Source organism: Leucobacter sp. Psy1 (assembly GCF_020096995.1).
GTDB lineage: Bacteria > Actinomycetota > Actinomycetes > Actinomycetales > Microbacteriaceae > Leucobacter.
Window position 1 is genome coordinate 681,691 of sequence record NZ_CP083692.1, and the last position, 14,021, is coordinate 695,711.

Here is a 14,021-nt window from a genome sequence, read left to right on the forward strand (position 1 = left end):
GTTACACGTTGACGGGCGTCTCCTCTGGAACGGTGCGCTTGCTGCGCACCCGGGCGAGGACCCGGTTGCTGACGGCGAAGACGAGCACCAGGGCGAGCAGGCCGTAGAGCACCAGCGTGATCGGCCCCTGGAAGAGCACGCTGAAGTCCCCGTTCGCGCTCATCGCCGCGTCGCGGAGGCTCGTCTCGGCGAGCGGCCCGAGGACCATGCCGATGATGAGCGGTGCGAGGGGGAAGTCGACGGCACGCATGAGGAATCCGAGCAGGCCGATTCCGAGGAGGAGGAGCAAGTCGAACACCGACCCCGATGACGCGTAGATGCCGAGCGCGCAGAACATCGTGATGCCCGCGTACAGGTACGGCCGGGGGATGAGCAGCAGCTTCGCCCACAGCATCGCGAACGGGAGGTTCAGGATGAGGAGGATGACCATCGCGATGAAGAAGCTCGCGAGCAGAGCCCAGACGAGGTCGGGGGAGCGCTCGAAGAGCAGCGGACCCGGCTGGAGGCCGTACTGACGGAACGCGGCCAGCATGATCGCAGCCGTTGCCGAGATCGGCAGACCCAGTGCGAGCAGCGCGCCCATCGCCATACCGGTCGTCGAGTTGCCGGCTGCCTCGGGAGCGGCGAGACCGCGGATCGCGCCCTTGCCGAACATCGGCTTCTTCCGTCGTCCGTCGAGCTTCTTCTCGAGTCCGTACGCGAGGAAGGTCGGGATCTCGGATCCGCCGGCGGGAACCACGCCGAAGGGGAGGCCGATCGCCGTGCCGCGCGCCCAGGCCGGAGCCGCCTCACGGATTTCCTTCCGGGAAAGCCACGGACGGCCGGTCGGCTTGATCATATTGCCGCCCTTGACGTGCCTTTCGAGGCAGGCCACGTATATGACCTCTCCCAGTGCGAGGATCGCGACCGTCACCGTGACGAGCGAGATGCCATCGAACAGGAAGGGCGAGTCGAGCGTGAATCGCGGTGCGCCCGAAACGCCGTCGACGCCGACGACCGCGATGCCGAGGCCGATGAACAGCGAGGCGAGTCCCTTCACCGCATTGTCGGTGACCACGGACGATGTTGCGGCGAAGGCGAATACCGCGAGGGCGAAGAACTCGGCCGGTCCGAATCTCGTCGAGAAGTCGGCGAGGAGCGGAGCCATGAAGACCACCACGATCGAGGCGATGAAGCCGCCGATGAACGCGCCGATGGCCGCCGTCGCGAGGGCTTGCGCCGCCCGCCCGTTCAACGCCATCTTGTGGCCCTCGAACGTCGACGCGATCGCCGAGGCTTGGCCAGGGGTGTTCATCAGAATGCCCATGGTCGAATCGCCGAACAACCCGCCGAAGTACACGCCCGCGAACATGATGAACGCCGCCGTCGGCTCGAGCGCGAAGGTGACGGGGAGGAGGAGGGCGACGGCCATCGACGACCCGAGGCCGGGCATGACGCCGACAGCGGTGCCGAGCAGACAGCCGATCACGACCCACATGAGGTTTTCGAGTGTCAGTGCGCCGGCGAAACCGTCGGCGAGCAGCTGCAGAGTTTCCATGGGTCAGAACCCCCAACCGAGCAGCCCCGAGGGCAACGAGAGCCCGAGGAGCATGTCAAACAAGATGTACGAGATCGAACTCGCGGTGAGGCCCACGATGAGGCTTTGCACGAAGCGCTTCTCGCCGAAGCCGCGGGCGACGCACCAGAAGAGGAAAGCCGCGCCGATGATCCAGCCGAGGAAGGTCAGCAGGAGGGCGAAGCCCAGGAAGCCGCCGACCACCCAGGCGAGCGAGGCCGGATCGAGCCCTACGCGACGCTTGGGGGCGCCGGTGCCGAGATGCACTTCATCTTCCTCGACCGCGGGGAGCACAATGGCGCCGGTGCGGATCGCGGTGACGGTCTGCATCTTCTGCTTCACCGCACTGATGATGAGCAGCACGGCGAACAGGGTGAGCCCGCCCGCGATGATCGACGGGAAGAACTCCGGTCCCGGGAAGTCGGTACCCTCGGGGATCGCCATCGTGACGATCCCGTAGAAGAGGTAGCCGGCGAACGCCAGCAGCACGACCGGCATGATGAGGTTCTTCAGCAGCTCAAGCGTGCCGTTGTCACCCGGGCCGATCTCGATCTCCTCGCCGAGCGTCGCCGAGAGCGATGTCGGGTTGTTGGAGGCCATGTCAGAGAACGTCACTGTCCCATCTCCTCATACAGTCGCGCGATCCGCTCGTGCTCTTCCTCGAGGAAGGCGTCGAGCTCGTCGCCGGTCAGGAACTTCTCCGTCCAGTGGTAGCGCTCAACCGCTGCCTGCCACTCGGGCGTCTCGACACTCTCCGCGATGAGCTCGTCGAGCCCTGCGACCTCTTCATCGGAGAGGCCTGCGGGTGCCGAGAGGCTGCGCCAGTTGGACAGGGTGATGTCGTACCCCTGCTCCCGGGCAGTCGGAATGTCGATCCCGTCCACCGGCTCCTCGGCGACGAGAGCGAGCGCCCGCAGGCGACCGGACTCGATCTGGTCGATGTTGTCGGGGTAACCGCCCGAGGCCGCAGCGGCGGTGCCGTTGAGGAGCGCCTGAATGGCTTCGCCGCCACCGTCGGATGAGATGTAGGTGGTGTTGACGGGGTCGATGCCCGCCTCAAGTGCGAGATCCGTGACCACGAGCTGATCGAACGAGCCGCCGCCGGTCCACGGAAGGGCCTTCGGATCCTCCTTCCACGCCGTGACGAGGTCGTCGAGAGTTTCGTAGGGCGAATCCGCCGGGACCACGATGACGTCGTACTCCTCGAAGAGCACTGCGAGGTTCGTGACGTCGTCGAGCGTCGCCGCCGAGCCGTACTGGATCGTCGCGGCGAGGAGACCCGTGCCGCCGACGAGCAGGTTGTTCGCCGTCCCGTCGAGCGTCGACACGTTGCCGAGCGCGATGGTGCCGCCTGCACCAGGCATGTTCACGACCTGCACGTTGTTGATGAGGCCGTTGGCCTTCTGCGTCTGCTGGAGCTCGCGCGCGACCGTGTCCCATCCGCCACCGGCAGCAGCCGGCGCGATGATGGTCATCGATGCGTGGATGTCCGACCCGGCAGCCGCAGAGGTGATCGAACCGAAGCTGGCGGCGCCGATCGCGGCGACCGCCACTGCGCCTCCGATGACCCTGGCCACCGTTCGCCGAGTCTTCGACCCGGTCTTCTGCGGAGCGCCGTCTCCGGCGTCCACGGATGTATCCGTCATTACTGTCACACTCCTTCGTGCGGACGTCGTTGTCCTGTTCCGCACAGCGTACCCAGGATGACAAGAGACTGTGGCACATGCAGGTGCCGAGTGGAATTGCGCTCATTGATGCTCACGCCCAGTGCTGGGCGTGGGAGTCGTCCTGTCGGGTGCGGGCGGGGGAGGGCGCAAGCGGCGTGGCCCGGGTCGGCGCAGAAGAGTGACATAATGGTACGGCAGTTCGATCTGAGGAGGATGTCGGTGTCAGCCCAAACGGCAGAAGTCGCACCCGCGGCGCCCAAGCGGAGTCGCCTCGGCGGAACTCTGTACCGCGGTAACGAAGGAATGTGGTCCTGGGTACTGCATCGCATCACCGGAGTGTCGATCTTCTTCTTCCTCCTGGTGCACGTGCTCGACACGGCGTTGATCCGCGTGAGCCCCGAGGCCTACAACGCGGTCATGAGCGTCTACAAGACCCCGATTATGGGACTCGGCGAGGCCGTACTGGTCGCCGCCATCGTGTTCCACGCGTTCAACGGCCTCCGCGTGATCCTCGTCGACTACTGGCGCAAGGGCGCTCAGTACCAGAAGGCGATGTTCTGGATCGTCGTCGCCGGCTGGGTCGTGGTGATGGCGGGCTTCCTGCCCCGTCACCTGATGAACGTGTTCGGACACTAGGGAGAGGGCGACAGACATGGCTATGACAGTGGAAGCCCCCCGGTCACCGATCGCGGCGCGCAAGAGCACCAACTGGGAGAAGTGGGGCTGGATCTACATGCGTGCGTCGGGCGTAGTGCTCGTCGTGCTCATCTTCGGGCACCTCTTCTCGAACCTCATCGCGACGCCGGGAGGCGTCCACGCGATCGACTTCGGTTTCGTCGGCGGCAAGCTCGCCAACCCGTTCTGGCAGTGGTGGGATGTCGCGATGCTGTGGCTCGCGCTCATCCACGGCGCGAACGGCATGCGGACCATCGTGAACGACTACGTGGCACGACCGGGCCTCGCCAAGGGACTGAAGATCGCACTGTTCCTATCGGCCGCGATCCTCATCATCCTGGGCACGCTCGTCGTGTTCACCTTCGACCCCTGCCCCGCCGGAGCGGACCCGTCGCTCGTCGCCAGCTTCTGCGACGTGCAGTAGCGACTGAGCGCCCGCCGAGCCGAGCAAGTTTTCCGACCTGAGATAGGACCAACGTGACCACCAACACCCACGAGGGCGAGGACATCACCGTCAAGGACGGCGTCACCCACCACCAGTTCGACGTCGTGATCGTCGGTGCCGGCGGTGCCGGCATGCGCGCGGCGATCGAGGCCGGGCCGAAGGCCAAGACGGCGGTGATCACCAAGCTCTACCCGACGCGTTCCCACACGGGTGCGGCGCAGGGCGGCATGGCTGCCGCGCTCGCCAACGTGGAGGACGACAACTGGGAATGGCACACGTTCGACACCGTCAAGGGCGGCGACTACCTGGTCGACCAGGACGCCGCTGAGATCCTCGCCAAAGAGGCGATCGACGCCGTCATCGACCTCGAAAACATGGGGTTGCCGTTCAACCGCACGCCAGAGGGCAAGATCGATCAGCGCCGCTTCGGCGGGCACACCCGCGATCACGGCAAGGCGCCGGTCCGGCGCGCCTGCTACGCGGCGGACCGCACCGGTCACATGATCTTGCAGACGCTCTACCAAAACTGCGTGAAGCTCGGCGTGAACTTCTACAACGAGTTCTATGCACTCGATCTCGTGATGAACAACGGCCGCCCCGCCGGCGTCGTCGCCTACGAACTCGCTACCGGCGAGCTCCACGTGTTCCAGGCCAAGTCGGTCGTCTTCGCGACCGGTGGGTTCGGCAAGATCTTCAAGACCACCTCGAACGCCCACACCCTCACGGGTGACGGCGTCGGCATCATCTGGCGCAAGGGCCTGCCCCTCGAGGACATGGAGTTCTACCAGTTCCATCCGACCGGTCTCGCCGGGCTCGGCATCCTCCTGACGGAGGGCGCGCGCGGCGAGGGAGCGATTCTCCGCAATGCGTCGGGCGAGCGGTTCATGGAGCGCTACGCCCCGACCATCAAGGACCTCGCCCCGCGCGACATCGTCGCACGATGCATGGTGCAGGAGGTGCTCGACGGCCGTGGCGCCGGCCCGCACAAGGATTACGTCTACCTCGACTGCACTCACCTGGGTGCCGAGGTGCTCGAGACGAAGCTCCCCGACATCACCGAGTTCGCGCGCACCTACCTCGGCGTCGACCCCGTGGTCGAGCCGGTGCCGGTCTTCCCGACTGCGCACTACGCGATGGGCGGGATCCCGACCAACATCAACGCGGAGGTCCTCTCCGACAACGACACCGTCGTCCCCGGTCTCTACGCGGCAGGTGAGTGCGCGTGCGTCTCGGTGCACGGGTCGAACCGCCTCGGCACGAACTCGCTGCTCGACATCAACGTGTTCGGCAAGCGCTCGGGCAACGCTGCAGCAGCCTACGCGCAGACCGCCGAGTTCGTCGATCTGCCATCGGATCCCTCGCGCGAGATCCGCGAGCTCGTCGACCACTTCCGCAACGGAAACGGTACGGAACGGGTCGCCGACCTGCGCCGCGAGCTGCAGGAGGCCATGGACCGCGGCGCGCAGGTGTTCCGCACCGAGGAGTCGCTCACCGAGGTGCTCGGGGTGATCCACGATCTCCGCGTGCGCTACACCAACGTCGGAGTGCAGGATCGCGGCAAGCGGTACAACACCGATCTGCTCGAAGCGATCGAGCTCGGATTCCTGCTCGACCTCGCCGAGGTGCTCGTGTTCGCCGCGCGCAACCGCAAGGAGAGCCGTGGCGGCCACATGCGCGACGACTACCCGAATCGCGACGACGAGAACTACATGCAGCACACCATGACCTATCTCTCGGGCGACCCCCACTCGGCCGACCCTGAGGACCACATCCGTCTCGACTGGAAGCCCGTCGTGATGGTGAAGAACGATGAGGGCGAGCTGAGATACCCGCCGATGGAGAGGAAGTACTGAGCCGTGAGCACAGCAACCGCTGAAGTCGATCAGACCCCTGACGCGCCGGACGACGCTCCGAAGCCGTTCACCGTCACCCTCCTGATCCGCCGGTTCAACCCGGAGAACGATCGAGGCGTGTACTGGGAGGACTTCGACGTTCCGATGTACCCCACGGACCGCATCCTCGATGCCCTGCACCGCATCAAGTGGGATCAGGACGGGACGCTCGCGTTCCGCCGCTCCTGCGCGCACGGCATCTGCGGTTCGGACGCCATGCGCATCAACGGGCGCAACCGTCTGGCCTGCAAGACTCTGGTCAAGGATCTCGACATCTCGAAGCCGATCTACGTCGAGGCGATCAAGGGTCTGCCCCTCGAGAAGGACCTCATCGTCGACATGGAGCCCTTCTTCGAGTCCTACCGGGCGGTGCAGCCGTTCCTCGTGGCGAACTCCGCGCCCGAGCCCGGCAAGGAGCGCGTGCAGGACATCGCGTCGCGCGAGCGCTTCGACGACACCACCAAGTGCATCCTCTGCGCCGCCTGCACCTCCTCGTGCCCGGTGTTCTGGACGGACGGTCAGTACTTCGGGCCGGCCGCCATCGTGAACGCGCACCGCTTCATCTTTGATTCGCGCGATGACAATGCGCAGGTGCGCCTCGACATCCTGAACGACCGTGAGGGCGTGTGGCGCTGCCGCACCACCTTCAACTGCTCCGAGGCATGCCCCCGTGGCATCCAGGTCACGAAGGCGATCGCCGAGGTCAAGGCCGCGATCCGGACCGGCAAGACCTCCTGACGGGGGCCGCCGAACGGACGCCACATGACGACGCCCCGGGAGCACCGCGTACGCGCGGACACCGGGGCGTCGTCCGTTTCCGGAAGGCGGGGCGCGCTCGACGCGCGGCCGCAGCGAGACGACACCGACACCGGTCGCACGCGCGCGCTGCTGGAGGGCGGCAAGCGTCGCTGGGAACGCGCGCGTCGCTCCCGTGCCTGGCGCACCGTCTCCCGCTTCACCCAGGTGGGTGGGGGAGTGCTCTCGGCCGGCATGAGCTACCAGGCCCTCTTCGCCGTATTCGCCGGGCTGTGGCTCGGGTTCAGCGCCATCGGCATCTGGCTGCGCGACCGTGAGGACCTGCTCGACACCCTGGTCGATCAGATCAACACGCTCGTGCCAGGGCTCATCGGGCAGAGCAAGAACAGCCTCGTCTCGCTGCAGGATCTGCTCAACGCACCCGCGGTGAGTGTGGGCAGCGTCATCGCCGGCGCGTCGCTCGCGTTCGTCGCCGTGCTGTGGTTCACGGGTACTCGGCGCGCGATCCGGATCACCTTCGACCTCGAGGTGAAGGAATACCGCAACTGGTTCCTGCTGAAGTTCCGGGACCTCGTGCTCGCGCTCTGCTTCTCGCTCGCGATCATCGTGTCCTCGGCACTGACCCTCGTCAGCACGAGCGTGTTCGACACGGTGCTCGACTGGCTGGGGTGGGGGTACGACAGTTGGATCGTGGGCGGATTGGGCACCGCGGCCCGCTACGTCGCCATGTACGCGTTCGACGTCGTCGTGCTCATGGCGATGTTCCGCTACCTCGCCGAGGTGCGCGTGCCCAGGCGCCACCTGCTCGTCGGTTGCGCGGCCGGTGCCGCTGCGACCTTCCTGCTCAAGGTCGCAGGCGCCGCGCTGCTCAACGGGGTGACGAGCAATCCGCTGCTCGCACCCTTCGCCGTCGTGATCGGGCTGCTCCTGTGGTTCAACTTCATCTGCCGCATCCTGCTGCTCACCGCCTCCTGGATCGCCACGGGTGAGGACGAGGAGCTCGGGCTGCCGGAGTCCGGCTGAACCTTCGTGCTACCGGTCGCGTTCGGTGACGACGCGCCCGTCGACCCACACCGTCGCCACGTCTGCTGGCGTTCCCAGGGCGAAGAGCTTCGCGAGCGCGTCCTCATCGCTCGAGGCGTGACGGAAGCCGATGTCGAGCGGTTCCCCGGCAGCAGGACGCACCCAGACGGCGTCGAACCGCTTACCGACGGAGAGGTCGCCCACCTGATCCGAGAGATCGAGCGCATCGGCACCTGCGGCAGTCACCAGGTGCAGCAGGTGGGTCGACGTCAGGTCGGCGCCGCCGTCCGGTGCGAGTTGCTGCATGAAGTAGGCCTGCACCCCCTCCTTGAAGAGAGAGAAGCCGGTACCAGCGCCGACATCTGACCCGACGGCGACCCTGACACCGTGCTCGAGGTGCCGTCCGAGCGGGAAGAAGCCGCTCGCGAGGGTCGAGTTCGAAGTCGGGCAGTGCGCAACCGCAGCGCCCGACTCGGCGAGGCGGGCGAGCTCGACGTCCGTCGGGTGCACATTATGGGCGAGCACCGCCCGTCGCTGCAGGAGACCGGCTCGGTCATAGGTGTCGAGGTAGTCGCGGGCGTCGGGGAAGAGGTCTGCGACCGCCGAGATCTCAGCGCCGTTCTCGTTGAGGTGGGAGGTGAACCATCCCTCGTCGAGCGCGGAGAGCAGGGCAGCGTCGCTCTCGAGCTGCGCCTCGCTCGCCGAATACGAGAAGCGAGGTGTCACCGCGTACCGCATGCGGTCGACTCCGTGCCAGCGAGTCGCGAGCGCGGAGCCCTCGGCATAGGAGCGCTCAGGGTTCGTGAGCAGCGGTTCGGGCAGGCCACGGTCGCTCGTGACGAGGCCAGAGGTGACCCGGATGCCGATCCGCGCAGCCTCGGTGAACAGCGCATCGACGGCGGAGGCGAAGTGCGACCCGAAGACGAGCGCCGTGGTGGTGCCGCTCGTGACGAGGCCCGTCACGAACTCGGCAGCGACCTCGCGGGCGTAACCGAGATCGGCGAGCCGCGTCTCCTCTGGTAGGGCGCATCGATCCAGCCACTCGAGCAGCGGTTTGCCGAGATATCCGATCGCGCGGACCTGCGGGTAGTGGACGTGGGTGTCGATCATTCCGGGGATCAGGAGCCCGTCTCGCAGGTCGACGATCTCATCGGACGGGCGGATCGCACGTGCGTCTTCGAGTGCGCCTCGGAACACGATCGCTCCGCCCTCATCGACGGCGATGGTGCAGTCGGCTTCGCCGCGCAGGCGTCCGCCGAGGAAAGGGTTGTCCGGGGTGTCGAGCACCCGTGCGCGATAGAGCGTCATGTGAGTTCTCCTGAATCTGATGTGTGGAAACTGCGGAGAAGGTCGGCGGCCACGCCGACGGCGATTGTCGCCGCGCCCTTCCCCGGCAGGTCCGGGAGCCCGATCGGGCAGGTGATGGTGTCGACGAGCTCGGGGGCGTGCCCCGCCTCGACGAGGTTCTTGCGGAAGCGCTGCCACTTGGCCGACGAGCCGATGAGGCCGACAGACGCCAGCTCGGAGCGGCGGCGCAGCGCCGCATCGCACAGGTGCAGGTCCTCCGCGTGATCGTGCGTCATGATGAGCACGTGGCTGCCCGGCGGAAGCTCCGCTACGACCTCCTCGCCGAGCACGGTGCGCCGCAGGTGCACCGTCGCCTCGCCCGATTCGAGGCCGGCCGCGGCGTCGATCTGCTCGGGGCGCGAGTCGGTGATGAACAGGTCCATGTCCTGGCGTGCGAGGATCCGCGTGAGCTCGAGACCGATGTGCCCGACACCGAAGATCGCGACGACGGGAGGAACGGGGAGCGGCTCAAATAGGATCGTCACCTCTCCGCCGCAGCACTGACGCCCGTGCTCGGCCGGCGCGCGGTCGTTCAGGCGCAGCTCGAGCGTCTCCGGTCGGTCGGCTCCCGTGGCGATCAGCTCGCGCGATCGCGCCACGGCCGTCATCTCGAGGTTCCCGCCTCCGATGCTCCCGGTCGTCTCCGAATCGGCAACGACCATCTTGGCGCCCGCTTCCCTGGGCGCGTGGCCGCGCACCCCGATCACCGTGACGAGCACGGCGGCGCGTCGCTCCGCCCTGAGGCGAGCGACGGCATCCGTCCAGCTCATGGCGTGCGAGGCGCGACCGACTCGATCGCCCAGAACACCGACTCGGGCGTCGCAGGCGAGGCGAGTGCGGGGCTCGCCGAGTCCGGGCCGAACGCGGCGACGGCCTGCCGAATCGCTTCGCGCACCGAGAACGCGAGCATCAGCGGCGGCTCACCGACGGCTTTCGACCCGTAGACGGCACCCTCCTCATGGGCTTGATCGAGGAGCGACACGTTGAACTCGTCTGGCATCTCGGAGAAGCTGGGCAGCTTGTAGGTGCTCGCCGCCTGGGTCGCGAGACGACCGCGTCGCGGACCGTCTCCGGTGTCCCAGCGCAGATCCTCGAGCGTCAACCAGCCGGCGCCCTGGACGAATCCGCCCTCGATCTGGCCGATATCGATGAGCGGCGAGAGCGAGTCGCCGACGTCGTGGACGATATCGACGCGGAGCAGACGATAGGAGCCGTCGAAGCGGTTGACCTCGACCTCGCTCGCCGCCACACCGTATGCGAAGTACTTGAAAGGTTCGCCCTGCATCACTGAGGCGTCCCAGTAGAGCCCCTCGGTGCGGTAGAAGCCGGAGGCCGAGAGCTGGACCCGCTGCATGTACGCGGAGCGCACGACCTCCTCCCATGTCAGCGTTTCCGTGGTCCCGAGACCGGAGACGACGCCGTCAGCGAAGCGGACGTCAGGCGCTGGCACGCCGAGCATCGTGGCCGCCACCCCAGCGAGTCTCGCGGAGATCTGCTCGCAGGCATCCTTCACGGCTCCGCCGTTGAGGTCGCTCCCGGAACTCGCCGCCGTGGCCGAGGTGTTCGGCACCTTGTCGGTCCGTGTCGGGGCGAGCCGAACGGTGCCCAGAGAAACTCCGAGGGCGGTGGCGGCGACCTGCAGCATCTTGGTGTGGAGTCCCTGGCCCATCTCGGTTCCGCCGTGGGTGATCAGTACCGAGCCGTCCTTGTAGATCAGCACGAGCGCACCGCCCTGATTGAACGCCGTCAGGTTGAACGAGATGCCGAACTTTACAGGCGTCAGCGCGAGCGCCCGTCGCGCGTGCGTGTGCTCGCTGTTGAAGCGAGCGATCGCTGCTTCGCGGCGCTCGACCTCTGCTGTATCGATCAGCTGGTCCCATGCCGTGTGCAGGCGGTCGGCGTGACGCACCGGCTGACCGTACGGCGTCGCCTGGCCAGGCCGGTAAAAGTTGCGGCGACGCAGCTCGCGTGCGGAGAGGCCGAACTGCGGAGCAGCCCTGCCGAGGATCTCCTCGATGACCAGCATGCCCTGCGGGCCGCCGAATCCGCGGAACGCCGTCTGCGACGTCTTGTGGCACTGCGCGATCCGACCGTGGACCGCGATGTTCGGGATCCAGTAGGCGTTGTCGACGTGGCACATGGCGCGGGCGAGCACGGGCTCGGAGAGATCGAGGCTCCACCCGCCGTCAGCGGTGAGGGTCACGTCGAGCGCCGTCAGCACGCCGTCGGTCGTGAAGCCCGCGCGCCACGACGAGTGGAACCCGTGGCGCTTGCCCGTCATCGTCATGTCCTGCGTCCGGGTGAGACGCACCCTGACCGGCCTGCCGGTGCGCTTCGCGCCGAGGGCGGCGACAGCGGCGTAGCCGTGCGGCTGCATCTCCTTACCGCCGAACCCGCCTCCCATGCGCAGGCACTGGACCGTCACCTCGTTCGCGGAGATCCCGAGCACGTGGGAGACGATGTCCTGCGTCTCGGTCGGATGCTGCGTGCTGCACTGGATGAAGACCTGTCCGTTCTCGTCGATGTGCGCGAGAGAGGCCTGGGTCTCGAGGTAGAAGTGCTCCTGCCCGGCGAATTCGAACTCGCCCTCGACGACGCGATCAGCCCCGGCGAAACCGGCGTCGAGATCGCCGCGCCGCATCGTGGGGCGGACGCCGTGGAAGCTCTCTGCCGCGATCGCCTCGGGAACGGTGATCAGAGCGGGCAGCTCTTCGCAGTCGATCTCCACGGCCGCGGCCCCCTGGCGCGCAGCCTCGAGGGTCTCGCCGAGCACCCAGCAGACGGCCTGGCCGTAGAACATGATCTCATCGACCGGGAAGAGCGGCTCGTCGTGCTTCGCCCCGGCGTCGTTGACACCGGGAACGTCGTCCGCCGTGAGGACGAGGACGACTCCGGGAACCTCGAGTGCCGGGTCGGTGCGCAGGCCGAGGATGCGCGCGTGCGCGTGCGCCGACTGCACGGGGTACGCGTGGAGCGCTCCCGGCATCCGGTACACGAGATCGTCGGTGTAGAGCGCCTGACCCGTGACGTGCAGGGCTGCACTCTCGTGGGGCAGGGGCTCGCCGACGACGGCGACCTGGGGGCGTTGGGACAGCGAGCTCATCGCGACACCACCTTTCGGCCGGTCGGTCGGAATCCCGGTGGGAGCACCCGACCTCCGCGTGCGGCGTCATCGGTCTCCGCGAAGAATCGCTCGAGTGAGGTGCCGAGCATCGCCGAACGGTAGCGAGCACTCGCACGATGATCGTCCATCGGGGTGCCCTCCGAGACGAGGATCGCCGAGGCGCTGCGTGCGGTATCCGCGTTCCACGGCTGCCCCTCGAGTGCGCGCTCCGTCTCCCGCGCGCGGAGCGGCGTCGCGGCGACTCCGCCCAGACCGATGCGCGCCCGTGAGACGGTACCGTCTTCAATGGTCAGTGCGTAGGCCACTGCAACACTCGAAATGTCGTCGAAGCGGCGCTTCGCCACTTTGTGGAAGCGGGTGAGCGGTGCGAGCGGGAGAGGGATGCGGACTGCGGTGATCAGCTCGTCTCTCCGACGGACGGTCTGGCGGTATCCCGTGAAGTACTCGTCGAGCGGCACCTCGCGCTCGCCGTCGGCCGACGCGAGGACGAGCGTGGCCTCGAGCGCGAGCAGCACGGGCGGGGCGTCGCCGATGGGCGACCCTGTCCCGATGTTGCCGCCGATGGTGGCGCTGTTCCTGATGAGGCGGGAGGCGAATTGCGGGATGAGTTCGGCGAGCAGGGGGAGACGTCCGGTGGTCTCGCGCTCAAGCTCGGAGAGCGTCAGCGCTGCCCCGAGTTCGATCCGCTCGTCCGACCAGTCGATCCGGCGCAATTCGGGAAGACGGTCGATCGCGAGCATCGAGCTGGCCCGCTTGCCGCCGACGCCGACCTCGACGCCCCAGTCGGTGCACCCGGCCACGACCTGGGTGTCGGGAACATCGCGCAGGATCTCGAGCGCCTCGGCGAGCGAGGCTGGACGGCGGTACCGTGCGGTGCCGTCGCTCACGTCGACGGGCCGGGCATCGGGCGCCGGAGCATCGCGCCGCTCGGCGATCGCGTCGCCCTGCTCGGGGAAGCCGAGCGCGAACGCGGCGTCGCGGATCGGCCGGTAGCCCGTGCAGCGGCACAGGTTGCCGGAGAGCGCATGCAGGTCGAATCCGTTCTCGCCTTCTTCGACCGGTGGGCCGTGCTCGGCGTGCGTGAGGCCGGACTCCGGCGGTTCCGCCTCGTCACCCGGGTCGTCGGATGCGTCGCCAGCGGCGTGGCGGTCGGGCCGATAGAACTCCGCGGCCATGCTGCAGATGAATCCCGGTGTGCAGTAACCGCACTGCGACCCGCCGCGCTCCGCCATCTCGCGTTGCACCGGGTGGAGATCCGTCGGACTGCCGAGGCCCTCCGCTGTGAGGACCTCCTGCCCGTCCAGAGCGGGCGCAGGCAGCAGGCACGCGTTCACCGCGGTCCAGCGCGATCCCTCGCCGTCGGGCTTCGCAACGAGCACGGCGCATGCCCCGCACTCGCCCTCGGCGCACCCCTCCTTGCAGCCGGTCAGGCCGCGGCTGCGCAGGAAGTCGAGGGCACTGGTGTGCACGTTCCCATCGATCTCGAATGACGTTCCGTTGACGGTCGATTTCATAGTCCACCTCTGTGACGCATCGC

At 67.5% G+C, this 14,021-nt stretch carries 12 protein-coding genes; 5 read left to right on the plus strand and 7 right to left on the minus strand.

The window, feature by feature from the left end:
• Position 1 precedes the first annotated feature (1 nt).
• From K8P10_RS03150 to K8P10_RS03160, 3 genes are read right to left on the minus strand one after another with little or no spacing between them, the layout of a single operon-like run.
• Positions 2-1,537 carry a tripartite tricarboxylate transporter permease gene (locus tag K8P10_RS03150; RefSeq protein WP_224780352.1) on the minus strand — a complete coding sequence of 512 codons (1,536 nt, stop codon included), beginning with the start codon at positions 1,535-1,537 and terminating at the stop codon, positions 2-4.
• Positions 1,538-1,540: 3 nt separating this feature from the next.
• Positions 1,541-2,170 (minus strand): tripartite tricarboxylate transporter TctB family protein, encoded by a 630-nt coding sequence (locus K8P10_RS03155; protein WP_224780353.1) that lies wholly within the window; start codon positions 2,168-2,170, stop codon positions 1,541-1,543.
• The gene (locus tag K8P10_RS03160; protein ID WP_224780354.1) at positions 2,167-3,201 is read right to left on the minus strand and encodes a tripartite tricarboxylate transporter substrate binding protein; all 1,035 of its coding nucleotides are present in this window, start codon (positions 3,199-3,201) and stop codon (positions 2,167-2,169) included. The genes K8P10_RS03155 and K8P10_RS03160 overlap by 4 nt, the downstream gene beginning before the upstream one ends.
• 234 nt (positions 3,202-3,435) lie before the next feature.
• Between K8P10_RS03160 and sdhC the strand changes: the two genes are divergently transcribed.
• The 5 genes from sdhC to K8P10_RS03185 are packed head-to-tail and all read left to right on the plus strand — an operon-like array spanning position 3,436 to position 8,013.
• Positions 3,436-3,858: a succinate dehydrogenase, cytochrome b556 subunit gene (gene sdhC, locus K8P10_RS03165; RefSeq protein WP_224780355.1), complete on the plus strand. Its 423-nt coding sequence runs from the start codon at positions 3,436-3,438 to the stop codon at positions 3,856-3,858.
• Between the two features lie 16 nt (positions 3,859-3,874).
• On the plus strand, positions 3,875-4,321 hold the full coding sequence (locus K8P10_RS03170) for a succinate dehydrogenase hydrophobic membrane anchor subunit (protein ID WP_224780356.1): 447 nt from the start codon (positions 3,875-3,877) through the stop codon (positions 4,319-4,321).
• Between the two features lie 53 nt (positions 4,322-4,374).
• A complete protein-coding gene (sdhA, locus tag K8P10_RS03175; RefSeq protein ID WP_224780357.1) occupies positions 4,375-6,195 on the plus strand; it encodes a succinate dehydrogenase flavoprotein subunit in 1,821 nt (606 codons plus the stop codon).
• A 3-nt stretch (positions 6,196-6,198) separates the two neighbouring features.
• The gene (locus K8P10_RS03180; RefSeq protein ID WP_224780358.1) at positions 6,199-6,972 is read left to right on the plus strand and encodes a succinate dehydrogenase iron-sulfur subunit; all 774 of its coding nucleotides are present in this window, start codon (positions 6,199-6,201) and stop codon (positions 6,970-6,972) included.
• A gap of 24 nt (positions 6,973-6,996) precedes the next feature.
• Positions 6,997-8,013, plus strand: coding sequence for a YihY/virulence factor BrkB family protein (locus K8P10_RS03185; protein WP_224780359.1), 1,017 nt, complete (start codon positions 6,997-6,999; stop codon positions 8,011-8,013).
• A gap of 9 nt (positions 8,014-8,022) precedes the next feature.
• Here the strand turns inward: K8P10_RS03185 and guaD are convergent, their stop codons facing one another.
• Genes guaD through K8P10_RS03205 form a run of 4 tightly spaced genes read right to left on the minus strand, consistent with a single transcriptional unit; the run spans position 8,023 to position 13,998 of the window.
• Positions 8,023-9,321: a guanine deaminase gene (gene guaD / locus K8P10_RS03190; RefSeq protein WP_224780360.1), complete on the minus strand. Its 1,299-nt coding sequence runs from the start codon at positions 9,319-9,321 to the stop codon at positions 8,023-8,025.
• A complete protein-coding gene (gene xdhC / locus K8P10_RS03195; protein ID WP_224780361.1) occupies positions 9,318-10,130 on the minus strand; it encodes a xanthine dehydrogenase accessory protein XdhC in 813 nt (270 codons plus the stop codon). The genes guaD and xdhC overlap by 4 nt, the downstream gene beginning before the upstream one ends.
• Positions 10,127-12,463 (minus strand): xanthine dehydrogenase molybdopterin binding subunit, encoded by a 2,337-nt coding sequence (gene xdhB, locus K8P10_RS03200; protein ID WP_224780362.1) that lies wholly within the window; start codon positions 12,461-12,463, stop codon positions 10,127-10,129. Before xdhB ends, xdhC begins: the two co-directional genes overlap by 4 nt.
• Positions 12,460-13,998, minus strand: a complete 1,539-nt coding sequence (locus K8P10_RS03205) for a xanthine dehydrogenase small subunit (protein WP_224780363.1) — start codon at positions 13,996-13,998, stop codon at positions 12,460-12,462. The genes xdhB and K8P10_RS03205 overlap by 4 nt, the downstream gene beginning before the upstream one ends.
• Positions 13,999-14,021: the final 23 nt, after the last annotated feature.